Source organism: Chryseobacterium sp. GW823-FHT05E08, from assembly GCF_058795655.1.
The window spans coordinates 367726-388985 of record NZ_JBXAHY010000002.1 but is presented as its reverse complement, the minus strand read 5'-3'; the positions used below and the strand labels follow the sequence as shown (position 1 = coordinate 388985).

Annotated in this window: 26 protein-coding genes; 23 read left to right on the top strand and 3 right to left on the bottom strand. The window is 33.0% G+C overall.

All coding sequences use genetic code 11. The features are described from left to right. Nucleotides 1-163 precede the first annotated feature (163 nt). The 6 genes from AC1Q7L_RS07720 (at nucleotide 164) to lepA (ending at nucleotide 5880) form a co-directional block, all read left to right on the top strand. On the top strand, nucleotides 164-715 hold the full coding sequence (locus AC1Q7L_RS07720; RefSeq protein WP_492304958.1) for an RNA polymerase sigma factor: 552 nt from the start codon (nucleotides 164-166) through the stop codon (nucleotides 713-715). Nucleotides 716-734: 19 nt separating this feature from the next. After that, nucleotides 735-1268 carry a hypothetical protein gene (locus tag AC1Q7L_RS07715; protein WP_410691803.1) on the top strand — a complete coding sequence of 178 codons (534 nt, stop codon included), beginning with the start codon at nucleotides 735-737 and terminating at the stop codon, nucleotides 1266-1268. Between the two features lie 6 nt (nucleotides 1269-1274). Continuing rightward, on the top strand, nucleotides 1275-1784 hold the full coding sequence (locus AC1Q7L_RS07710; protein ID WP_410691804.1) for a hypothetical protein: 510 nt from the start codon (nucleotides 1275-1277) through the stop codon (nucleotides 1782-1784). A gap of 102 nt (nucleotides 1785-1886) precedes the next feature. Continuing rightward, nucleotides 1887-2933: a hypothetical protein gene (locus AC1Q7L_RS07705; protein WP_492304957.1), complete on the top strand. Its 1047-nt coding sequence runs from the start codon at nucleotides 1887-1889 to the stop codon at nucleotides 2931-2933. 73 nt (nucleotides 2934-3006) lie between these two features. Further along, nucleotides 3007-3999 carry a hypothetical protein gene (locus tag AC1Q7L_RS07700; RefSeq protein ID WP_492304956.1) on the top strand — a complete coding sequence of 331 codons (993 nt, stop codon included), beginning with the start codon at nucleotides 3007-3009 and terminating at the stop codon, nucleotides 3997-3999. An 84-nt stretch (nucleotides 4000-4083) separates the two neighbouring features. Next, nucleotides 4084-5880, top strand: coding sequence for a translation elongation factor 4 (gene lepA / locus AC1Q7L_RS07695; protein WP_410691807.1), 1797 nt, complete (start codon nucleotides 4084-4086; stop codon nucleotides 5878-5880). Between the two features lie 41 nt (nucleotides 5881-5921). On the opposite strand, the gene AC1Q7L_RS07690 is transcribed toward lepA, so the two are convergent. The 3 genes from AC1Q7L_RS07690 to AC1Q7L_RS07680 form a co-directional block, all read right to left on the bottom strand. After that, complete coding sequence (locus tag AC1Q7L_RS07690; protein WP_492304955.1) at nucleotides 5922-6131, bottom strand: hypothetical protein; 210 nt, start codon at nucleotides 6129-6131, stop codon at nucleotides 5922-5924. A gap of 159 nt (nucleotides 6132-6290) precedes the next feature. Next, on the bottom strand, nucleotides 6291-6905 hold the full coding sequence (locus AC1Q7L_RS07685) for a hypothetical protein (RefSeq protein ID WP_492304954.1): 615 nt from the start codon (nucleotides 6903-6905) through the stop codon (nucleotides 6291-6293). After that, nucleotides 6895-8154 (bottom strand): transthyretin-like family protein, encoded by a 1260-nt coding sequence (locus AC1Q7L_RS07680; RefSeq protein WP_492304953.1) that lies wholly within the window; start codon nucleotides 8152-8154, stop codon nucleotides 6895-6897. Before AC1Q7L_RS07680 ends, AC1Q7L_RS07685 begins: the two co-directional genes overlap by 11 nt. A gap of 401 nt (nucleotides 8155-8555) precedes the next feature. Here AC1Q7L_RS07680 and AC1Q7L_RS07675 point away from each other — a divergent pair, with 401 nt between their 5' ends. From AC1Q7L_RS07675 to AC1Q7L_RS07595, 17 genes are all read left to right on the top strand, one after another. Then, on the top strand, nucleotides 8556-9251 hold the full coding sequence (locus AC1Q7L_RS07675; protein ID WP_492304952.1) for an NUDIX hydrolase: 696 nt from the start codon (nucleotides 8556-8558) through the stop codon (nucleotides 9249-9251). A 343-nt stretch (nucleotides 9252-9594) separates the two neighbouring features. Next, nucleotides 9595-10137, top strand: coding sequence for a riboflavin biosynthesis intermediates N-glycosidase (gene ybiA / locus AC1Q7L_RS07670; RefSeq protein WP_492304951.1), 543 nt, complete (start codon nucleotides 9595-9597; stop codon nucleotides 10135-10137). A gap of 31 nt (nucleotides 10138-10168) precedes the next feature. Continuing rightward, a complete protein-coding gene (locus AC1Q7L_RS07665) occupies nucleotides 10169-10717 on the top strand; it encodes a 2OG-Fe(II) oxygenase (protein ID WP_492304950.1) in 549 nt (182 codons plus the stop codon). Between the two features lie 74 nt (nucleotides 10718-10791). After that, entirely contained in the window at nucleotides 10792-11127 is a 336-nt protein-coding gene (locus AC1Q7L_RS07660) for a hypothetical protein (RefSeq protein ID WP_492304949.1), read from the top strand. A 2-nt stretch (nucleotides 11128-11129) separates the two neighbouring features. Beyond that, a complete protein-coding gene (locus AC1Q7L_RS07655) occupies nucleotides 11130-11984 on the top strand; it encodes a hypothetical protein (RefSeq protein WP_492304948.1) in 855 nt (284 codons plus the stop codon). 3 nt (nucleotides 11985-11987) lie between these two features. Next, complete coding sequence (locus AC1Q7L_RS07650) at nucleotides 11988-13058, top strand: adenylosuccinate synthetase (protein WP_492304947.1); 1071 nt, start codon at nucleotides 11988-11990, stop codon at nucleotides 13056-13058. A gap of 136 nt (nucleotides 13059-13194) precedes the next feature. Further along, nucleotides 13195-13614 (top strand): ADP-ribosylation/crystallin J1, encoded by a 420-nt coding sequence (locus AC1Q7L_RS07645; protein WP_492304946.1) that lies wholly within the window; start codon nucleotides 13195-13197, stop codon nucleotides 13612-13614. Next, a complete protein-coding gene (locus AC1Q7L_RS07640; RefSeq protein ID WP_492304945.1) occupies nucleotides 13611-14423 on the top strand; it encodes a TIGR02452 family protein in 813 nt (270 codons plus the stop codon). Before AC1Q7L_RS07645 ends, AC1Q7L_RS07640 begins: the two co-directional genes overlap by 4 nt. After that, the gene (locus AC1Q7L_RS07635; RefSeq protein ID WP_492304944.1) at nucleotides 14423-15058 is read left to right on the top strand and encodes a DUF4291 domain-containing protein; all 636 of its coding nucleotides are present in this window, start codon (nucleotides 14423-14425) and stop codon (nucleotides 15056-15058) included. Before AC1Q7L_RS07640 ends, AC1Q7L_RS07635 begins: the two co-directional genes overlap by 1 nt. After that, the gene (locus AC1Q7L_RS07630; RefSeq protein WP_492304943.1) at nucleotides 15058-15966 is read left to right on the top strand and encodes an ADP-ribosylglycohydrolase family protein; all 909 of its coding nucleotides are present in this window, start codon (nucleotides 15058-15060) and stop codon (nucleotides 15964-15966) included. Before AC1Q7L_RS07635 ends, AC1Q7L_RS07630 begins: the two co-directional genes overlap by 1 nt. Beyond that, nucleotides 15956-16462 (top strand): O-acetyl-ADP-ribose deacetylase, encoded by a 507-nt coding sequence (locus AC1Q7L_RS07625; RefSeq protein WP_492304942.1) that lies wholly within the window; start codon nucleotides 15956-15958, stop codon nucleotides 16460-16462. The genes AC1Q7L_RS07630 and AC1Q7L_RS07625 overlap by 11 nt, the downstream gene beginning before the upstream one ends. Next, nucleotides 16462-17055 (top strand): hypothetical protein, encoded by a 594-nt coding sequence (locus AC1Q7L_RS07620; RefSeq protein WP_492304941.1) that lies wholly within the window; start codon nucleotides 16462-16464, stop codon nucleotides 17053-17055. Before AC1Q7L_RS07625 ends, AC1Q7L_RS07620 begins: the two co-directional genes overlap by 1 nt. Further along, nucleotides 17052-17738 (top strand): SIR2 family NAD-dependent protein deacylase, encoded by a 687-nt coding sequence (locus AC1Q7L_RS07615; protein ID WP_492304940.1) that lies wholly within the window; start codon nucleotides 17052-17054, stop codon nucleotides 17736-17738. Before AC1Q7L_RS07620 ends, AC1Q7L_RS07615 begins: the two co-directional genes overlap by 4 nt. Continuing rightward, nucleotides 17738-18685 carry an ADP-ribosylglycohydrolase family protein gene (locus AC1Q7L_RS07610; RefSeq protein ID WP_492304939.1) on the top strand — a complete coding sequence of 316 codons (948 nt, stop codon included), beginning with the start codon at nucleotides 17738-17740 and terminating at the stop codon, nucleotides 18683-18685. The genes AC1Q7L_RS07615 and AC1Q7L_RS07610 overlap by 1 nt, the downstream gene beginning before the upstream one ends. A 202-nt stretch (nucleotides 18686-18887) precedes the next feature. Continuing rightward, complete coding sequence (locus tag AC1Q7L_RS07605; protein WP_492304938.1) at nucleotides 18888-19817, top strand: hypothetical protein; 930 nt, start codon at nucleotides 18888-18890, stop codon at nucleotides 19815-19817. Beyond that, the gene (locus AC1Q7L_RS07600) at nucleotides 19814-20359 is read left to right on the top strand and encodes an RNA 2'-phosphotransferase (RefSeq protein WP_492304937.1); all 546 of its coding nucleotides are present in this window, start codon (nucleotides 19814-19816) and stop codon (nucleotides 20357-20359) included. Before AC1Q7L_RS07605 ends, AC1Q7L_RS07600 begins: the two co-directional genes overlap by 4 nt. Next, nucleotides 20360-21097 (top strand): metallophosphoesterase family protein, encoded by a 738-nt coding sequence (locus AC1Q7L_RS07595; protein ID WP_492304936.1) that lies wholly within the window; start codon nucleotides 20360-20362, stop codon nucleotides 21095-21097. Nucleotides 21098-21260 lie beyond the last annotated feature (163 nt).

Sequence of the window (21260 nt, the reverse complement as noted above, 5' to 3'; positions counted from 1 at the left end):
GAGTTGGAAGCTCGAAGATGGAAGTTTTTATAAATCTGCTTATTGCCCGTTGCTTCAAGCTTAAAACGTAACTATCTGATATTATTTCAATATTTGGATCAAAAATTGAATAAGTAATTTAACTTTCCATTATTTTTGTAATCCAAAACAATGAAAGCATCTTATGAAGATTAAGGACGCGGAAATTATTACGCTGATGCAAAACCAACGAACTCGAGAGAAAGGAGTTCGCGCGTTGATGGATGCTTATCAAAGTAGATTGTATTGGCATATAAGAAGGATCATTGTGGATGGTGACCTTGCGCAGGATACCTTGCAGGAAACATTCATTAAAGCTTATCAGAATTTTCATCAGTTCAAAAATGATAGTCAGTTGTACACCTGGCTGTACAGAATCGCGACCAACGAAGCATTACAGCAGGTAAACAAATTAAAGAAGATGCAGAAGACTGATGAAGATCCGGAATATTATATGCAGAATCTTGTTGCAGACAATGTATCAAGTGATGCAGAAGAGATACAGACATTGTTACAGAATGCTATACAAAGCCTGCCCGAAAAGCAGAAACTGGTATTTATGATGCGGTATTATGATGATTTGCCTTACGAAGAGATATCTAAAATTGTAGATATGTCGGTAGGGACTTTAAAAACAAATTATCACTATGCCAAGCAGAAAATAGAAGAATATATAAAAGAAAATTACGAGAAATAATTTTTGAGACGCAAAAGACATGAAAGAGTTCGATATAGAAAAATTAGAACGTAAAAACATTTACAAGGTTCCTGATAATTTGTTTGAAAATATTCAGGAAAAAGTAATGAATGATGTAAAAGCTACCAAAAAAGCACCTATCTTTAAACTGAATTGGGCTTATGCGGCAGCGGCATCGTTAGCATTGATCTTTGGAGCTACTTTTGTTTTTAATCAAAGTAATGATTCAGCAAAAGATGCTGGAAATTCCGGAGCAAAATATGTTGCGGATACTCAGGCACCAAAGTCGGAAAGCGAGATCGCTTATGAAACTTTAAAATCAGATTTAACTTCTGTTGAAAAAAACAATCAAACAGTTGTAAATCAAAATAGTAGAAGCTTGGTTTCACAGGATATAGAAACGAAAGAAGTTCCTACACCAACAGCAGTAAAGCCGGTTTCTAAGAAAACTGAAACTCAAATGAATGAATATTTAGATTCGTTTTCTAACTCTGAAATCTCAGAATTAGCAAGCAATTCGACTCAGGATGTTTATTTGGATTTATATAATTAAAGAAAGATGAAAAAGATATTATTTACACTTTTTATTATTTATGGTTTTGGCTTAAATGCCCAAAAAACGGATTATGACTGGAAAAAAATGGACCCTAAACAAAGAAAAGAGGTAATAAATAATCTTTCTCCAGAAGAAAGAAAAGCTCTTCTTGCTAAGTTCAGGAATAATATGGTGATGGATAATCTTAATATTGAAGCAAGTGATAAAGCAGAATTTACACAGCTTTATAATGAATATCTTGACAACCAGAAACAGATAAAAAGTCAGTTTAATTCCAATTTTAACCCGGAAACTTTATCTGATGATGAAGCAAAAGCAAAACTGCAGCAAAGTTTTGAAGTGGGACAAAAATTATTAGATAATAGAAAAAAATACGCAGATAAAATGCAGGAAGTTATTCCTTGCCAGAAAGTCTTGAAGCTGTTTCAATCTGAGGGGATGATGAGAGATAAAATGAATGAAAGAAAACCTCACGGAAACAATAATGCTGGAGGCCAAAGGCAATCACCATAATAGTTTATTTTTTTAATGTTGGACGACTCTTACAAATCTTTTTTTGTGAGAGTCGTTTAATTTTTAAACCAAATTCATATTTTTGAGTAAATCTTTTATCACATGAAAAAAATCTTACAGTTCACATTTATTTTCGTTTCTATTCTCAGCTTTTCGCAGGCTCAGGAAATCATTAAAGAGAGAGGAAATTTATCAAATCCAAAAGGAAATATTTACAAATCTCTTGAAGTAATCGATCAGAGAGAAGATAAAAAGATAGGGGAGATGCCTTTTGGTGATAATAAGGAAATGAAAGAAATTGTTTTTCCGACAACGATTAATAATTTTTTAAGTCAATGGTATATAGATAGTAACCATAAAGGGGGAAAGCATGAGATGGTTTTAATTTTAAAAAGATTAAAAACGACACTTGGAGAAACGGTAGGAAAAGAAACAGAAGCGGATATTGATTTTTCGGCACAAACTTTCCTTAAAGAAGGTGATAATTACAGATTTTTATATAAAAAAGATACCGTTTACAGCTTTAAGAATAAAAATATATCAGATGTTGTTGTAAAGAATATCCCGGTTATCATTGCAATGTTTATGAAGAAAACATATACAATGAAACCTGTGGTAAACGCTGTTACGATGAATGATCTTGCAGATTACGAATCATATGTAAGAAGCAATTCTCAAGCTTATAAAAATGAACAGTTAAAGGATGGAGTTTATCTAAGCAATGCTTCATTCTTAAATCAAACTCCGGAAATTGGAAATTATGTTCTTGAGAAAAACGAAAAAGGGACTGTTTTAAGAGCAATAAAAGAAGAAAACGGGAAAAAAGATAAAATCTCAGCGAATGAAATGTTTGCTTATGTAGAAAATGGAAAAGCTTATAAGAAAACATACTCAGGATTTTTAGAATTAAATAAAAATGAAAAAGGATTTTACATCGTCAGTAACAGAGGTTACATTTTACCTGTTCGAAATTCAGCTGTTTTTATGAGTGTTGGTGGTGGCGCTGGCGGAGGAATGTATGGCGGTGTTGCAATTGGACTTGTGGGTATTTTTGAGCGAAGTTTAAGGCAAAATAAGGAGAGAAAAGGAGAGATGTTTGAGATTTATATTGATCCCTTAACCGGAGAATATGATTTTTCGAATGAATAAAATAATGACTCTTACGTTTTGTGAGAGTCTTTTATTTTAAACTAATGCTTACTTTTGCGGAAAATATAAAATGATGAAAAAAGTATTCTTATTTATGATCTGTCCAATAATGTTTTGGGCTCAAAAAGTAGAAATAATTAATTTGAATAGATCTGTTGATGATCCTCGTTCCTCTTTTAAAAGCTTTAATGTAATTGATGAAAGACCCGAAAAACAAATAGGAGGAGTAATGTATCATAATGAGCTTGTAACGATTGGTTTTGAAAATGATGCAGTAACAGATATCAAAAAATGGTTTTATAAGAAAAATGAATTAAAAGGAAAAGATGACCTTATTTTATTATTAGAAAATATTAAAGTTTCTGAAGAAGCAGGAGAAAAATATTCTGAAGGAAAGCTCAATTTTAAAGCAAGTACTTTTTTAAAGAAGCCAGACGGTTATCATTTTATTTATAGAAAAGATACTGTTTTTACAGTTTCTTCAAAAACAACGCCATACATGGCGAGAAACTTATCAGCTCGTATTAATGAAGGGTTAACAGAATTATTAAGAAGTTCATACAAATTTGTAGAATGGAATCAGGCAATTTCTGAAAATGAACTTAGAAATTATGAAAATGTAATTAAAAACAATTTTGAATTATTTAAAGGAAATGATTTCAAAGAAGGAGTTTATAAAGATTTTTATAGTTTTTTTAGCCAAAAACCGGAAGAAGGATTTACTCTTGAAATAAATGAAAAAGGTAATGTGACAAGGGCTGTGAATGGAAAAGATAGAATTCCGTTAAGAAGTATATATGTTTATGTTTTAAATGGAAAAGCATATAAAAATACACCAATAGGTTTTACAGAAATTTCTAAGGATAAGAGAGGATTTTATATTCTTTCAAACAGGGGTTCATTATTTCCGGAGCAAATGAATGCTGCGTATGGAGCTTTTGGATTAGTTGGAGCTACAATTGGAGCATTAGATACTATTTCAAAAAATAAAAGGGAGCAGAAAAAAGAAAAATTGGAAGTGTATTTAGATCCGTTTACAGGAAATTATATTTTTGATGAAGAATAGGAAAAAATTAAATAGAACGATTAAAACCAATAGATGTAATTTATCTCTCCTTTTTTTTATCTTTGCAAATTACAAGGTTCTTAAATGAAAAACATACGAAATTTTTGCATAATCGCTCATATTGACCACGGTAAAAGTACTTTGGCGGATAGGCTATTGGAATATACCAATACTGTTACTCAGAGAGAGTTGCAGTCTCAGACACTGGATGATATGGATTTGGAGAAAGAACGTGGGATCACGATTAAGTCTCACGCCATCCAAATGGATTATGAATATAAAGGAGAAAAATATATTTTAAATCTAATTGATACACCGGGACACGTAGATTTCTCTTACGAAGTTTCTCGTTCTATTGCAGCCTGTGAAGGTGCGCTTCTTATTGTTGATGCTGCGCAAAGCATTCAGGCACAAACAATTAGCAATCTTTATTTGGCATTAGAAAATGATCTTGAAATCATTCCAATTCTTAATAAAATAGATCTTCCGTCTGCAAATCCTGAAGAAGTTACCGACGAGATTATGGGACTTCTAGGATGTAAATATGAAGACGTTCTTAGAGTTTCAGGAAAAACAGGAGAGGGAGTTCACGATTTGCTAGAGCAGATTGTGAATAGAATTCCGGCTCCGGTTGGAGATCCCAATGCACCACTTCAGGCATTGATCTTTGACTCTGTTTACAATCCTTTCAGAGGAATTGAAGCATATTTCAAAGTGGTGAACGGAAGTATTTCTAAAAACGAAAAAATCAAATTTTTCGCAACAGGAAAAGAATATGGAGCAGATGAAGTAGGTACTTTAAAATTAAAGCAGGTTCCAAAGAAAACAATTAGTTGTGGTGATGTAGGTTACATTATTTCCGGGATTAAAGATGCAAGAGAAGTAAAAGTAGGAGATACAATTACCTCTTTCGTAAACCCTGCTGCGGCTGCAATTGATGGTTTTGAAGAAGTAAAACCAATGGTTTTTGCGGGTATTTATCCTATCGAATCTGAAGATTTTGAAGAATTAAGATTTTCACTTGAAAAATTAAGACTAAATGATGCTTCTTTGGTTTTCGAACCGGAAAGTTCAGCGGCACTTGGTTTCGGTTTCCGTTGCGGATTCTTAGGAATGCTTCACATGGAAATCGTTCAGGAACGTCTTGAAAGAGAGTTTAATATGAACGTTATTACCACGGTACCCAACGTATCATATCACGGATATTCAAAGAAAGACCCTGAAACTACAATTTTGATCAATAACCCATCTGAAATGATTGATCCCAATCTTTTAGATAGAGTTGAAGAACCTTATATAAAAGCTTCTATTATTACTAAATCTGATTTCGTAGGTGCAGTTATGACGCTGTGTATCGAGAAAAGAGGTGAAATTGTAAACCAGAGTTATTTAACGGCAGATAGAGTAGAATTAACATTCAATATGCCTTTGGCTGAGGTTGTTTTCGACTTTTATGACAGGTTGAAATCAATTTCTAAAGGATATGCATCATTCGATTATTCACCAATCGGAATGCGTTCTTCTAAATTAGTAAAAATGGACATCTTGATTAATGGAGATATGGTTGATGCCTTATCATCATTAATTCACGATTCTAATGCATATTACATCGGTAAAAAGATGTGTGAAAAACTTCGTGAACTGATTCCTAGACAGCAGTTTGATATTGCAGTTCAGGCAGCATTGGGAGCGAAAGTTATCGCAAGGGAAACCATTAAAGCATTAAGAAAAGACGTTACCGCAAAATGTTACGGAGGAGATATTTCCAGAAAGAGAAAACTTCTTGAGAAACAGAAAGAGGGTAAAAAGAAAATGAAGCAGATTGGTAGAGTAGAAGTACCGCAATCAGCGTTCATGGCAGTTTTAAAATTAAACGATTAAATATAAAAAAGACCGATAAATTTTTATCGGTCTTTTTATTTTCAGAAATTTCTCTGCTTCTCTACCAAGTTTCCCTGGATGACTAATGCTCCGAGCCCGAGGATTACTTCAGCAATTCCTAAAATTCTCACGAGATTGGGGCCGCAAACGATACATTCCGGTTCTGGGATTGGTTTTTTCCCGACAACGATGATCAAAACTCCGCCAATAATAATGATGATTACTATAATGGCTTTTAATAATGTTTTCATGATGGTATAAATTAGTTTTTGTGCCTACTTTTTAAGGTTTTCGGCTTTTACCTATTGTTTTAGTTTGAAACTATTTTATAAGCAAGAGATGGGTAAATCACAATCCTATGTTCGGTTTTATGAAATATAAGAGGATAAAATACCCATCATTACTATTTTTTAAACTTTACAGAAGGATACAAAATCATAGTATGAACCAAGATTACTGTCTCCTGTAGTAAGCAATGCTGTCGCTGAAATAGAAACGGTATAAGCACAGGCTAATAAATCTGCCACTGTATCAGTAGGAGGTGTAAATACCAGTTGAGTAGACCCAAATGTTTCTGGTGCTGCCATAAGAGCAACAGGATTAAATCCAAAGCTTTGTCCGGGTTTATGAGGTCCTACAATGGAAAGACTTACGCTGCCGAGATTTTCATTTCTTGCGCCATATTTTATGTGCAGATCTGTTGTTATTTTACTACATCCAGTGCTGCCGGAAATAATTTCTTCAAGATCTACAGACAAGGCGATATATTGATTATCAACTGTTGTATGAGCCCAGCTTCCGTATTTATTGACATTTTGATATAAAACATTATAAACAGCAATAGGCTTAGACGTTCCTGCCACAACTTCTGTAGCTGAATTATTTGTTTGTCTTTGTCTCATACGAATGGCAAAATATCTGTTTGAGGTATAAGGTCTTGCCACAGATACCGTCGCATTTCCTATTCCTGAGGTTGGCATTGCCATATCTATTGAAGTTACTCCTGTAAGTTTTTCAGTATTCAATTTCAATATCTGCATCTACATGAGGGGCAAAATTAGAATCTTGTGGCACCTGTATCCAGTTTCCGTTGAAAGTAACTGTTTTTTCCGTACCTGTTCCATTGATGAAATAAGGTTCGTAAGCAATCGGATTAGAAGGATCACCTGTAAATGTCCATAAATAACCGATTACTGTTTTATCAATCATATTGGGAACGACAGGGCTCCATCCTGCAGGATTTAAGGCATCTGCCGAATTTGCTACTTCCTGATATTCAAAAAGATATTCCATCGCTTGCGCATTGATTTTTTTGCTGATTGTTCCTACAAGATTGACTGAAGAGAAAAAAGCATAACCTCCCAATGTTTTTCCTGTTGCAGAATTAATACCAGCCTGAATCGGAATATGCTGATTAAGACCAAAATGCGTAAATGAAGGGGGAACGGAAGAATCTACAGGAATAAGTTCTTTTGAGCAAAGTTTTACACATAAGCAATAGCCTACATTATTGCGTCGGTCGGCTTTTGTTTCTAAAGCAAACCGTTGTCCGCCGTATTCCAATTGAAAATAAACATCAGGACCGCTCGCAAACGGAAGGGCAACATCTGTTTCTATATTTATTATTGGAGAAAGAAAAGTTTTCTTAAATTCAACAGAAGTATAATAAATTTTAAAATGTCCGCTGCTGTCTGTAGTATTTCTTCCCAATTCATCATCGGTGATAAAATCGGCGTCCATTGCGATTACAGAAACGCCTTCAAGAGGTTTTCCTGTTTTGCAGTCTGTTAATACTCCGCAAATTGTCCAAACATCAAAATAGCGTCCTTTAATTAAGCACCACCATTTATCTGGAATGATGTAAGCGAAATTCGCGATCCAGTTTTCCTGATTTTCTGAAGTTTTCCATTGAGGAACGAATGTTGTGATATGAAACTGTCTCTCTTTTCCCTTTTTAGGCGGAAACGGAGGGCGCGGAACTGATCCGCAATAAAAATCTATTTCTAATGCAGAACGGGAATATCTTTCATCGATTTTAATAGAAAAATTCCCTTCCATATCTGTTTCTGCTTCTGCAAGAAGCCTGTCTTGTTTAGACTTAATTTCTTCTTCTGTAACCTCTCTAAAAGTGTCTTTAATCTCAGCAGACGAAACAGCTGCGATATTGACATCCGCTAAGGGAAGGTAAATGCGTACTTTTACCTGACTAAGGTATTCTGAACAATCTCTACCGCATAAATAAGCAGAAAGATTTCCTTTAATAGTGTGACTCATGGTTTAGGTGTATTAGATTTTTGCCTACTCTTGTAAGGTTTTCGGCTTCTTCCTTTTTATACACCAAAGTTGATTATAACTATAAGGAAATCAATAAGTAGAATCACTATTTGTTTACAGTGATTTTACCATATTTCAATAAAAACCGCCTTATTTGAAGCGGTTATTCATTATTTACGGACAAATTTTATTTCCTTTTTTTTCTCTAAAATTGGTATTGTCGGAATCTTTTACATCCACTTTTATTTTATCAAAAACTACAAATAATAAGTTTTCATAATCGTTTAATTTTAAATGGTTTATAGATTTAATAAAAATTTTTGTGTAAAGAATTATTATTTTTATGTTGAAATTGATGATTCTAAATTGTAGCTTTGTGTATTCGTAACGCAAATTAATTTATGGAATCTCCAAAAAAACTACAGGATATAAAAGTTGCCGTTGATGCCGTTATTTTCGGATATTTCGACAAAAAAGATCTTCAACTTCTTTTAATCAAAAGAAATATTGAACCTTTCAAAGGTGGTTGGGCACTTCCCGGAGGTCTTGTTTTGGATGATGAAAATCTGGATGACGCAGTAAAAAGAGAGTTGCACGAAGAAGCGGGCATAAAACCCGATTTTCTGGAACAACTTTATACTTTTGGCAATGTTGGCCGTGATCCTAGGAATAGAGTGGTTTCTATTGCTTATTTGGGGCTTGTAAACCCTTCTTATCATGAATTGTTTGCAGATTCTGACGCTGATGATGCACAATGGTTCAGCGTCAATAAACTTCCTAAGCTTGCTTTTGATCACGATAAAATTATAGATATCGCATTAAAAAGACTTCGTACAAAAATTCAATTTCAGCCGATTGGCTTTAATCTTCTTAATGAAGAATTTCCTTTTTCAGATCTTGAAAATCTATACAAAACCATTATTGGACAAGAAATCGATCGTAGAAATTTCCGCAAAAAAATCATGAGCTACGGACTTTTGAATGAAACCAATAACGTTAAAAAAGAAGGCAGCGGCAGACCCGGAAAACTGTTTACTTTCAATCAGGAGAAGTATAAAGAGCTTGAGAAACAAGGATTTTATTTTGAAATTAAATAAGGTCTAAACACAAATAGCTCAAATGTTTTGCACGAATTTTCACAAATATTTTAATGTAAACTAACACAAATATTTTTAGAAAAAATACAAACTATATACATCAATAGGAACGGGCTTTAGCCCGTTTTTTAATGAGTAAACAATCGATTGGCTTTAGCCAAAATTTAAATATAAAATAATCATTTGTGTCATTTGTGAAAAGTATTTGTGTCATTAATGTTTAAATGAAATAAATTTTTATATCTGAAAATCAATTAATTAAATTAATTAGCGTAAAATAAACACAAATAAATTTGGCTAATAAAACCATATTGTTTTACATTTGTGTAACAATAACGCAATCATGAAATCCACACTACAAAATACAATAGAAAAATTTCAGAAAAAAGAAAGGATAGAATTCTTATTTTTTTGGGGGCATACAGTAAAAGAGGAGATTACAAAAGCTTGTTTCAGTCAATGGTTTCCTTTTCAATTCGAAGAAAATGGGATTGAGTATAAAACTGCCGAACATTATATGATGGCCGGGAAAGCTAAATTATTTAATGATAATGAAATTTTAGAAAAAATTTTAAAATCAGACTCTCCAAATCAGGCAAAAAATTTAGGTAGAAAAGTAAAAAACTTTGATCCTAAACTTTGGAACGAACAAAAATATGATATCGTAAGAAGAGCAAATCTTTTAAAGTTTTCACAAAATCAAAAATTCAAAGAATTTCTTCTATCAACAAATGATAAAATTTTGGTTGAAGCAAGTCCATACGATACAATTTGGGGAATCGGAATGCTGGAAACAGATCCGAAAGCACAAAATCCACTTCAATGGAATGGTGAAAATTTGCTGGGATTTGCTTTAATGGAAGTAAGAGACGAATTAATAGGGTAGAAACACAATAACTAGACACAAAATATTAATTATGAAAAAAATAGAACTACATCCACAGATATTTTTGATTGAAAATTTTCTTACAAATGAAGAATGTGATCATTACATTGAATTGACGCAAGACAAAGTTTTTGAAGAAGCAAAAATCAACATGGGAGGTCGACAAATGATGAGTAAAGGAGTCAGAAATAATGACAGATTGATGCTTTTTGATAATGATTTAGCTGAAAATCTTTTTCAAAAAGCAGTTGAATTTCTTCCTCAAATCCATGACAACTATAAAGTATTGAATTTTAATGAAATGCTGAGAATTTATAAATATTCTCCAGGACAAAGATTTAAAATGCATCGTGATGGAAGTTATATCAGAAATGAATACGAGAAAAGTTTTTACACATTTATGATCTATTTAAATGATGATTTTGAAGGTGGAGAAACAGAATTCGAAAATTTATTCACAGTTGCTCCGAAGAAAGGTTCTGCATTGGTTTTTCATCATCCTTTAAGACATGAAGGAAATACATTAATCAGCGGTTTAAAGTATGTTTTGAGAACTGATATAATGTACTCTAGAAAATAATTCGTAAAAGAATTAAGGCAAAACTATGCAGTTTTTAATTAGTGTAATATTAACACAAATAAAAATTTAAAAACATGGAAGAAGACTTAAAACCCAGATTTATCGAATCATTACAAAGAAACAATGATCAGATAAGAGAAGATCGAGCCAGAACAATCGGGGAAGATTCAGAGTTGATATACAGACGCCGAGTTGAAGACATTGTACTAAAAATCAAAAGACTGGAGCGAGAACAGGAAGGTCTTATCGATATCAGTCCGTTAGACAAAAACAGTTTGACATTTGCCGATTTTCAGCCGGAAGCATTCGTTCAGAAAGACATAGAATTATCATTAACAATCAGAAATTTAAATATTCAACTGGAAGTTTCAACAAAAAGATTTGAATATTTATTTGGTAAAAAATTTTAGTTATGGGAAGTACAAGATACGACATGGGCGCTCGTTATGACAGAGCAAGAAAAGAAGGGTATGCATCAAAATCTGCAAGTGAAATTTTCACTCAGAATGCAAAAAGAATGGCACACGAATCAATGAATCCTAATGGTATTTCTTTCAGAGAATCAAGAGATTCTGCGGTTCATCCGAATTCTGTTCCTATTATTTTAGGATTGGATGTAACCGGAAGTATGGGACATATTCCTCATGAATTAATTAAAGAAGGGCTACCAAAATTAATGGGGGGAATTATCCAGGGCGGAGTTCCCGATCCCGCACTTTTATTCTTAGGAATCGGAGATCATGAATGTGACGGTTATCCTTTGCAAGTTGGTCAGTTTGAATCAGGAGACGAAGAATTGGATATGTGGCTGACAAGAACTTACATTGAATCAGGAGGTGGAGGAAATGCCGGAGAAAGTTATTTATTGGCTTGGTACTTTGCCGCTTTTCACACCAGAACCGATGCTTTTGAAAAGAGAAATCAAAAAGGGTTATTGTTCACAGTAGGTGACGAACCGTGCTTGAAAACACTTCCGGCTTCTGCGATCAGAGAAATTATGGGAACGGGTCAACAGACCTTTACGCATACTGAATTATTGAAAGAAGCTCAAAAAAAATATGAAGTATTTCATATCAGTGTTCTGCATTCAGATCAAGCGGTTAGAGCAGATCAAGGGTGGAAAGATCTGTTGGGACAAAACTGTTTATCGATAGAAGACTACAGAGAGGTTCCGAATGTGATCAAAGAAATTGTTTGCAATAAATTTAAAAATGAAACTTCAGGATTTGTAGATTTAGGAGGATTTAATAATATTCAAATGTTTTAAAAAATGAAAACTGCACAAATAGTTATAGGCTTAGGTTTTGGTGATGAAGGAAAAGGAATCACTACAGATTTTCTGGCTCAGCAGAATCCTGAGTCTGTAGTTATTAGGTTTTCTGGCGGCCAACAAGCGGCGCATACCGTGATGATTGATGATAAAAAGCATATTCACTCAAGTTTTGCAAGTGGTGCGCTGCGTGGTTTGCCTTCATATTTTACGGAACATTGCACGATTCATCCGACTTTTTTATTCAATGAAAAGGAAGAATTAAAAAAGAAAAACGGAAATATTGAGTTGCATATCCACCCGTTGGCAAAAGTAACAACACCTTTTGATGTTTTAAGCAATAGAAAAAATATCAAAAATTTAGAACACGGAACTTGCGGAAAAGGTGTCGGCGCAACGATGAAGAGAAATGAAAGTCCGTTTAAATTATTTGCGATTGATTTGATCGCTCCAAGATCAATGTTGATTGAAAAATTAAAAGGAATCGCCAATTATTATGGTTTTGAAGAAGGAGGAGAAATTCAAAATGCATTAGAGGATTTTTTAGAAGCCATCGATACAATTGATTGGAATATTGAAGGCTATTCTTATCTGAATTCATTTAACAATCTTATTTTTGAAGGAAGTCAGGGAGTTTTATTAGATATGGATCATGGCGTTTTCCCGAATGTAACATTTGCCAATACAACTTCAAAAAATGCTTACGAAGTTTGTAAATTATTGAACATAGAAAATATAGAAATGTTTTATGTGACAAGAAGCTATTCGACCCGTCACGGAAGCGGATGGATGAGTAATGAAAATGAAATAAAACTAAAAAATAATGAAGAAGAAACCTGTATTTTTAATGAATATCAAAAGGATCTTCGCTTTGGAAATTTGGATAATAACTTATTAAATTATGCTCTGAAATTGGACGAAGCTTATATTTTTGCCAATAAGAAAAATCTGGTTGTGACTTGTCTGGATCAAATTGATGAAGAATTTAAAATAGGAAATCTTAATGTAAATTTTGATGAGGTTTATGGATCTTATTCTCCGTATTCAAAAGATTTTAGAAGAATTAATTGATAATAATATTGATTAATTTTAAAAGAAAATAATTTTATATATCATTAAATCAATAGGAATGGGCTTTAGCCCATTTTAATAATGAATACATTTCAACGGCTTTAGCCAAAACTCAAAAATAAAGATTAAACACAAAATGAAAACAACAACACTTTACAGACCAGTCGGAGAAAAGGAAATGGTTTTAATTATCGAAAGCAATTTCAAAAAATTTCCGCCAAGATTAGAATGGCAACCAATTTTCTACCCTGTTTTGGATGAAAATTATGCCTCCGAAATTGCAGAAAAATGGAATACCAGAGATGAAGCAGGAAACTATCTCGGCTTTGTAACCAAATTTGAAGTGTTGGAAGATGAAGCGAATAAATATCCTGCACAAAATGTCGGAGCCAGAAATCATAATGAATTATGGGTTCCATCAGAAAAATTAGAAACGTTCAATCAGGCGATCGTTGGAAATATTGAAGTGATAAAAGTATTTATAGGAGATCAATTTAAATACTCTGAAAATGCTGAATTGGAAAGCCTGGTATTAAATATAAAAAAACTACCATGACAAATAAAGGAATGGCAAAAGATACATTAGATATCTTAGCCAAGAAATATTATATAAACGAACACAACGAAAAAATAAGTATAGAAAACGAACTGGAAATCTCTAAAAAAGAAACCGTTTTATTTTCATCAGAAGAGCTTTCGGAAATAGTAAATAATGAACTTCCGAAAACAGATTTTGAAACAACATTTGAAGTCTGGAATTGCAGTTCTTTAAAAGCAATTTTAAAATTAAGCGAAGAAGAAGATCAGCAGAAAATCATGTGTCTGAATTTCGCCTCTGCAAAAAATCCGGGTGGAGGTTTTATCAACGGAGCAGAAGCGCAGGAAGAAAGCCTGGCAAGAACTTCTGCCTTGTATGAAACTCAACTTCAGGCTTGGGATTATTACACCGTTCACCGTGCAATGGAATCGTGTTTTTACACAGATATGATGATTTACAGTCCGAAAGTTCCGGTTTTTAGGAAAGATAAAGGAGAATTATTACCAAAACCTGTTTTGTGTAATTTTATCACTTCTCCCGCCGTAAATGCAGGAGTTGTCAAGCGACAGGAACCAGAAAGAGCGCATGAAATTTTCGGAGCAATGGATATGAGAATGGATAAAATGCTGGCTTTAGCTTTACATCAAGGAAACGAAACATTGATTTTAGGAGCTTGGGGCTGTGGTGTTTTTAAAAATGATCCGAAAGAAATTGCAGAATTATTTAAAAAGCATCTTCACGGAAAGTATAAAAATAAATTTAAAAGATTGGTTTTTGCAGTTCTGACGAAGAAAGAAGAAATGATAAAGCCATTTGAGGAAATATAATGAAACTTAAATTAAAAAAATATAAAGAACAACTACAAGATTGGCCACAAAAAGGCTATCACATCATGGCACAATATGACGATGAAAAAATTATCGTATATCAGTCTTATAAAAGAAATATTGGTGAATTTGCAGTTAAACATCAATATTTTGATGGTGAATTCAGTTTAGACAGAATGACTTGGATAAAACCCAACTTCCTTTGGATGATGTACCGAAATGGATGGGGAACAAAAGAAGGACAGGAGTATGTTTTGGCAATACATTTAAAAATGTCTGCTTTCAAAAGATATTTAGAAAATGCAGTCTATTCTTCTTACAACGACAGATTGGAAATTTCCAGAGAAGAATGGCAAAATCAGATAAAAGAATCTTCGGTGAGATTGCAATGGGATCCAGATCATGATCCTTTTGGAGGTAAGCTGGAAAGAAGAGCAATTCAAATTGGTTTAAGAAATGGATTTACCCATTCTTTCGCAAAAGAAGATATTATTCTGATTGAAGATATTTCAGATTTTGTAAAAAAACAACATCAATTTGTTATAAATGATGATTTGGAAAACTTAATAATTCCTGAAGAAAAACCATTGCTCTTTGATGATGAAGATTTAAATAAAAAATTAAGGTTAAACTAATGAAAGATAAACTCTTACTCGCTTCAAAATCCCTCACAGGAGTTTCCATTGGTGATGCTTTTGGAGAAAGTTTTTTCGGGGAAGAAAGCTTAATGAAAACATATATTTATCAAAGAATTCTTCCTGAAACTTCTCTTGATTTTACTGATGATACAATTATGTTGATTACTGTTTTCAAGTCTTTGGAAAAATTTGGAGAAATCAATCAGGATTTTCTGGCAGAAGAGTTTACAAAAAACTATTTTTTAGATATCAACAGAGGGTATGGGCCATCAATGCATGAATACTTTCGAGCGGTAGAAAGTGGAGAGAATTGGAAAGAAGTTTCTTACTCTAAATTTGAAGGACAAGGTTCAATGGGAAATGGCGGTGCGATGAGAGCTTCGGTAATTGGAGCTTATTTTTATGATAATTTAGATAAGCTTAAACTTAATGCAGAACTTTCCTGTGAAGTCACTCATGCCAATAAAGAAGCAATAGAGGGAACAAAAGCAATTGCTTTGGCTGCAGCATTTGCTGTTCAGGAAAATTTAGGAATTGTAAGATTTGATCAACAGAGTTTTATTCAAAAAATTCAGAATGAATTAAATGATTCTGATATGAAAAGCAAATTGAACAAAACCTTATATTTAGATGGAAATCCAAGTATTGAATTATTAGTCAAAACATTAGGGAACGGAATCAAAATGACTGCCCAAGACACTGTTCCGCTTGTAATCTGGATGCTTTCGAGATACAGAAACAACTTTGAAGAATGTCTTTGGAATACCGTTTTAGCATTAGGAGACAGAGATACAACTTGTGCAATGGCTGGCGGAATAAGTATTTTATGTTGCGAAGAAAATTCAATTCCGGATTGGACAAAAAATGTAGAACAACCATTTAAAACTAAATACCATGAAAATTGAAGTAACATTAGGTGACATCACAAGAATCAAAGCAGATGCAATCGTCAACGCAGCCAATTCATCCTTACTTGGCGGAGGGGGAGTTGACGGAGCAATTCACCGTGCAGGCGGAGATGCGATTTTGGAAGAATGTAGAAAGATTAGAAATAGACAAGGAAAATGCAAAACCGGAGAAGCGGTTGTAACGACAGCCGGAAATCTTCCCGCAAAATATGTCATTCACACCGTAGGTCCGGTTTGGAATGATAATGAAAAAGAAAGCTCAGAATTACTGGCAAATTGCTATAAAAATTCTTTGAAATTGGCAGAAAGTTTAGAGGTGAAAACTATTTCTTTTCCGGGAATCAGTACAGGAGTGTATGGCTTTCCAAAAGAATTGGCAGCAAAAATTGCAGTTGATGAGGTGAAAAAATTTCAGTCAAAAAACATTGAAAAAGTAATTTTTGTCTGTTTTGGAGATGAAAATGGAGAGATTTATAAAAAACTTTTAGAGTAATGGAAAAATATAATTTCAGATTTATAGATGATCCTACAAATCAAAATGCAGGATTGACAATTGAAGAAATAAATCTTCTTCAAAAGGAAATGAATCTGAGATTTCCGAAAGTTTATATTTCTTACCTTCAAAACTCTGGAAAAAGCTCAAATGTTTTTCAGGTTGAAACAAACGCAAATAAATTACGAAAAATTCAAAATGAACTAAGATTAGAGCTTGATAAACTTAGTTTATTACCTAGTGAAAATATTTTATGTATAAATAAATATGAAGGGTATGATGAATATTTTAAATCAAATTTTGAAACCTATTATTTTTTTAACCTTTCTGAAAATAAATGGAATCCCACACTTTATATTTTTGAAGAAGTTTGTATAAATGATCTATGGAATGCTTTTGAAAAGAGAATAACAAAAGCTAAGGAAAACAATTTCATTAAGTTCATCAATGAAGAAACAGATAAAAAATATGGGATAACAATAAAACAACATTTAAAAAACATTCCATTATATATAATTTCGATACCAATAACTATTATTTTGCTAATAATACTTGCCTTTCAAATTTTGAAAGATAAAATTTTAAACAAATGAAAAAACTAACCATATTAAGCGGTGCCGGAATCAGCGCCGAAAGCGGAATAAAAACATTCAGAGACGGAGATGGTCTTTGGGAAAATTATAGTATAACGGATGTAGCAAGTCCGGAAGGATGGAGAAAAGACAAAGAATTGGTTCTGGAATTTTACAATCAAAGACGTCGTCAGATCCATGAAGTTGAGCCTAACGACGCACACAAATTAATAGCAGATCTTGAAAAATATTTTGATGTTCAAATTATCACTCAAAATATCGACGATCTACACGAAAGAGCGGGATCAACAAATATTCTTCACATTCATGGAGAATTGTTAAAATCTTGTTCGTGCAACAACAAAAATTTGATCTACGAACAAAAAGAAGACATCAAAATTGGCGACAAAGCAGAAGATGGAGCACAATTAAGACCTTTTATCGTTTGGTTCGGGGAAGATGTTCCCTTGATGAAAGAAGCGACGAAAAAAGCAAAAGAAGCAGATATTTTCTTGGTAATCGGAACCTCTTTACAGGTTTATCCTGCAGCAGGATTGATTCACGACATCAAAGATGATTGTCTCTTGATTGTGATCAATCCCAACGAAACTGGTTTCGGATATGGACAAAGAGCTGTTGTGATGAAAGAACCTGCAACAAAGGGAATGAAATTGTTATTTGATAAGCTTGTAAATCTGGCCTAATGGAAAATATTGTAAAAGCCGGAATTTTCGGAGTTTGTATTGGCGATGCGTTGGGCGTTCCTGTGGAATTTAAGAAGAGAGAAGATCTAAAAAAGTCACCTGTTACAGGATATTTGGAATATATGTCATGGAATCAACCCAAAGGAACCTGGAGTGACGACAGTTCTCTAACTTTATGTCTTACAGAAGTATTGACAAAAGGCTATGATTTAGAAAAAATCGGAGAAAACTTTGTAAAATGGAATAAATACGGACATTGGACTGCTCACGGAAGACTTTTCGATATTGGCGGAACAACAAGACATTCCATTGCAAGATTAATTAAGGGTGAAAGTGCTAAATTTTCAGGAAATATTTTTGAAGAAGATAACGGGAATGGTTCTTTAATGAGAATCCTTCCCTTAGCTTTTTATCTTAAAGATGAAGAAAATCTTGAAAAGCTATATCAAACTATAAAAGAAGTTTCATCAATTACTCACGGACATTTCCGTTCTGTTTTTGCATGTTTTATCTATGTGATTTTTGCCATTGAATTGATTAAAGGAAAAGATAAAAAAGAAGCATATCATCATGTTCAGAAAACAGTTTTGGAATATGCAGAAATTCAAGGTTTTAACCCAAATGAAATCAAACTTTTTGAACGGATTTTAAAGAGTGATATATCTAAATACAATGAAGATGAAATTAAAAGCAGCGGCTACGTTCTTCACAGTTTAGAAGCATCTTTATGGTGTTTTCTAAACTCAGAAAGTTATTCTGAAGCTGTTTTAAAAGCAGTCAATTTAGGAGAAGATACTGATACAACTGGAGCTATCACAGGGGGAATTGCAGGAATTTATTATGGTTTTGAAAATATTCCTGAAGAATGGATTTCTGAGTTAGTGAGGAAGGAGGATATTGAAAAGCTGTGTGAAAAGTTAAATGAAAGACTATATAAAGATGATTGAATTATATAAATTTATTTCAGAAGAAGAGCTATTAGAACTTGGAGAAAAAGGATTTAGAGGGTTTTCTTCGAATTTTCCGTTGTGTTTTTATTTGAATAAATCGTTTGATCAGAATATTGATGAAAAACTGATTTTTCTGGTTAAATGTGAAATCTCTGAAACGGACTTTCTAAATTTTAAGAATGAAAGCAACGAAGAAGTTTTGATTAATCCTGAAAAATTGAAAGATTTTAATCATTCTTTAATTGATAAAGTTAAAATTGAAAACGTTTTTGGAAAAGATCTTCAGAATATTGAAAATGAAAAAGTAATAGAACTTTTAGGTGGCGAGCAGCATTTTTTTGAATGGAGGCTTAGAATATTTCTTGATAAAAATTCAAGAGAGATTATTCCTTACAATTACTTTGAAATAAAAGAAGAGGGATACGAGGAATTGTCACCTGAAGAAAATATGGAAAAAATTAAGGCTGAGATTGATGAACAAACAAAATCTTTGAAGAAAAAAACAGAAAAAACATTCAAAATAAACTCAGTTGAGGAAGCTGTAAATTATTTGATTCATGAAGATTTGGATGAGGAAGATATAAAAAGTTTTAAAAATAAATCATGTTCTGCTAGGCTTGAACTTTTTGGAGAACATTTCGGGTTTCATTTTGGCTATGGGATGTATCTTCGGAATCTTTTTTTTCATGGAAATAAAAATCAACAGTTTTTTGATGATCTTGAAAAATATAAACTAAATAGTTTTTTAGATATTGGAGAGCTTGGCGAAGGAATTATTTATGATCTTATATGGAGAAAACTAAATAATTGTAAAACCTCAAAAGAAAATGCTAAAAAAGTGCAGGAAATTCAGAAGCAAATTGAAGATGGTCTCGAAGATGATTCTTCCTTGAATTTGTATATCACAATGAAACTTCTTTCATATAATTTTACTGAAGATGAAATAAAAAAACATTTAGAATTAGAAAAAAGAATGGATAATGAGGAAGATAATTTTTACGAATACTATTACCAACAAAAAGCTCTTTTAGCGAGATTAAATAAAGAAGAAAAACAAACTTTTGAAAACTTAAAACAAGATTATTTTAATATACAAAATGTAATTAATAAATTAAAACACAAACCATGAACGAACAACAAAAGAAAAAAACAAGCAAATTCCTGAGCTATGTTCTCAGGCATCATCCCGAACTCATCAATTTGAATTTAGATGAAAACGGATGGGCAAATGTTGATGAATTAATCACAAAATCAAAAAGAGATTCTTATGAAGGCATTACCTTTGAAGAATTAGATGAAATCGTACAGACAAACGCTAAAAAACGTTTTGCCTTTAATGAAGATAAAACAAGAATCAGAGCTAGTCAGGGGCATTCGATTGATATTAATTTGGCCTTAATTCCACAGCAACCGCCGGAATTTCTGTATCACGGAACGGCTCAAAACAATATTGATTCCATTTTAGAAAAAGGAATTGAAAAAAGAAGTCGCCAACATGTTCATTTAAGTCAAGACAAAGAAACCGCCACCAGCGTTGGAATGCGCCACGGAAAACCGATTATCCTAACGATCAGAACACAAAAAATGTTCGAAGATGGAATCGAATTTTATCTTTCAGAAAATAAGGTTTGGCTGACGGATCATGTAGAAGCAAAATACATTTCAAATTAAATGAAAAGAACATTAGTAATCGGCGATATTCACGGAGGATTCAAAGCTTTACAACAGGTTTTTAAAAGAGCCAATGTTACCGAAAATGATAAATTAATTTTCCTCGGAGATTATGTCGATGGTTGGAGCGAATCTTCCCAAATCATCCAATTTTTAATAGAACTTTCCGAAAAGCAGAAATGTATTTTTATCAAAGGAAATCACGATGCATGGACTGAAGACTGGATTTCTTTAGGTGATGCGCCAAATGTTTGGCTATCCAACGGAGGAAAAAGCACCGTTGAAAGTTATGCTGATTATTCTTTGGAAGATCTGGATAAGCATTTAGAATTTTTCCAGGTGATGAAAAATTATTACGTTGACGAAGAAAACCGCTTGTTTATTCATGCCGGTTATTCTTCTATGCACGGCCCTGAAAAAGAAGTCTATTCCAGCAACTACCGTTGGGACAGAACCTTGTGGGAAACCGCCGTTGCAATGGATAAAAAGTTGTCAAAGAACTCCAATTTATATCCCAAAAGATTTCTTTTATACAACGAGATTTTCATTGGCCATACGCCAACGTTGTACTTAGGAATGAAGCATCCAGTAAACAAAGCCAATATCTGGAATCTTGATACAGGAGCGGCTTTCACTGGAAATTTATCCATTATGGATGTTGATACCAAAGAATTTTGGCAAAGCGATCCGCTTCCGTCGTTATATCCAAACGAAAAAGGAAGGAATAATGATATTTAAATTGAAATAATTGCTCCCACAGATTGCACAGATTTACACAGATGATTGCGCATATTTTTTTATAAAAATTAAAACATAAACATCTGTGTAATCTGTGGGAAATAAATTTAACATAAAGTTTGTCATTCCGGAGGAATCTAGACACGAATCTTTCCAAATTAAC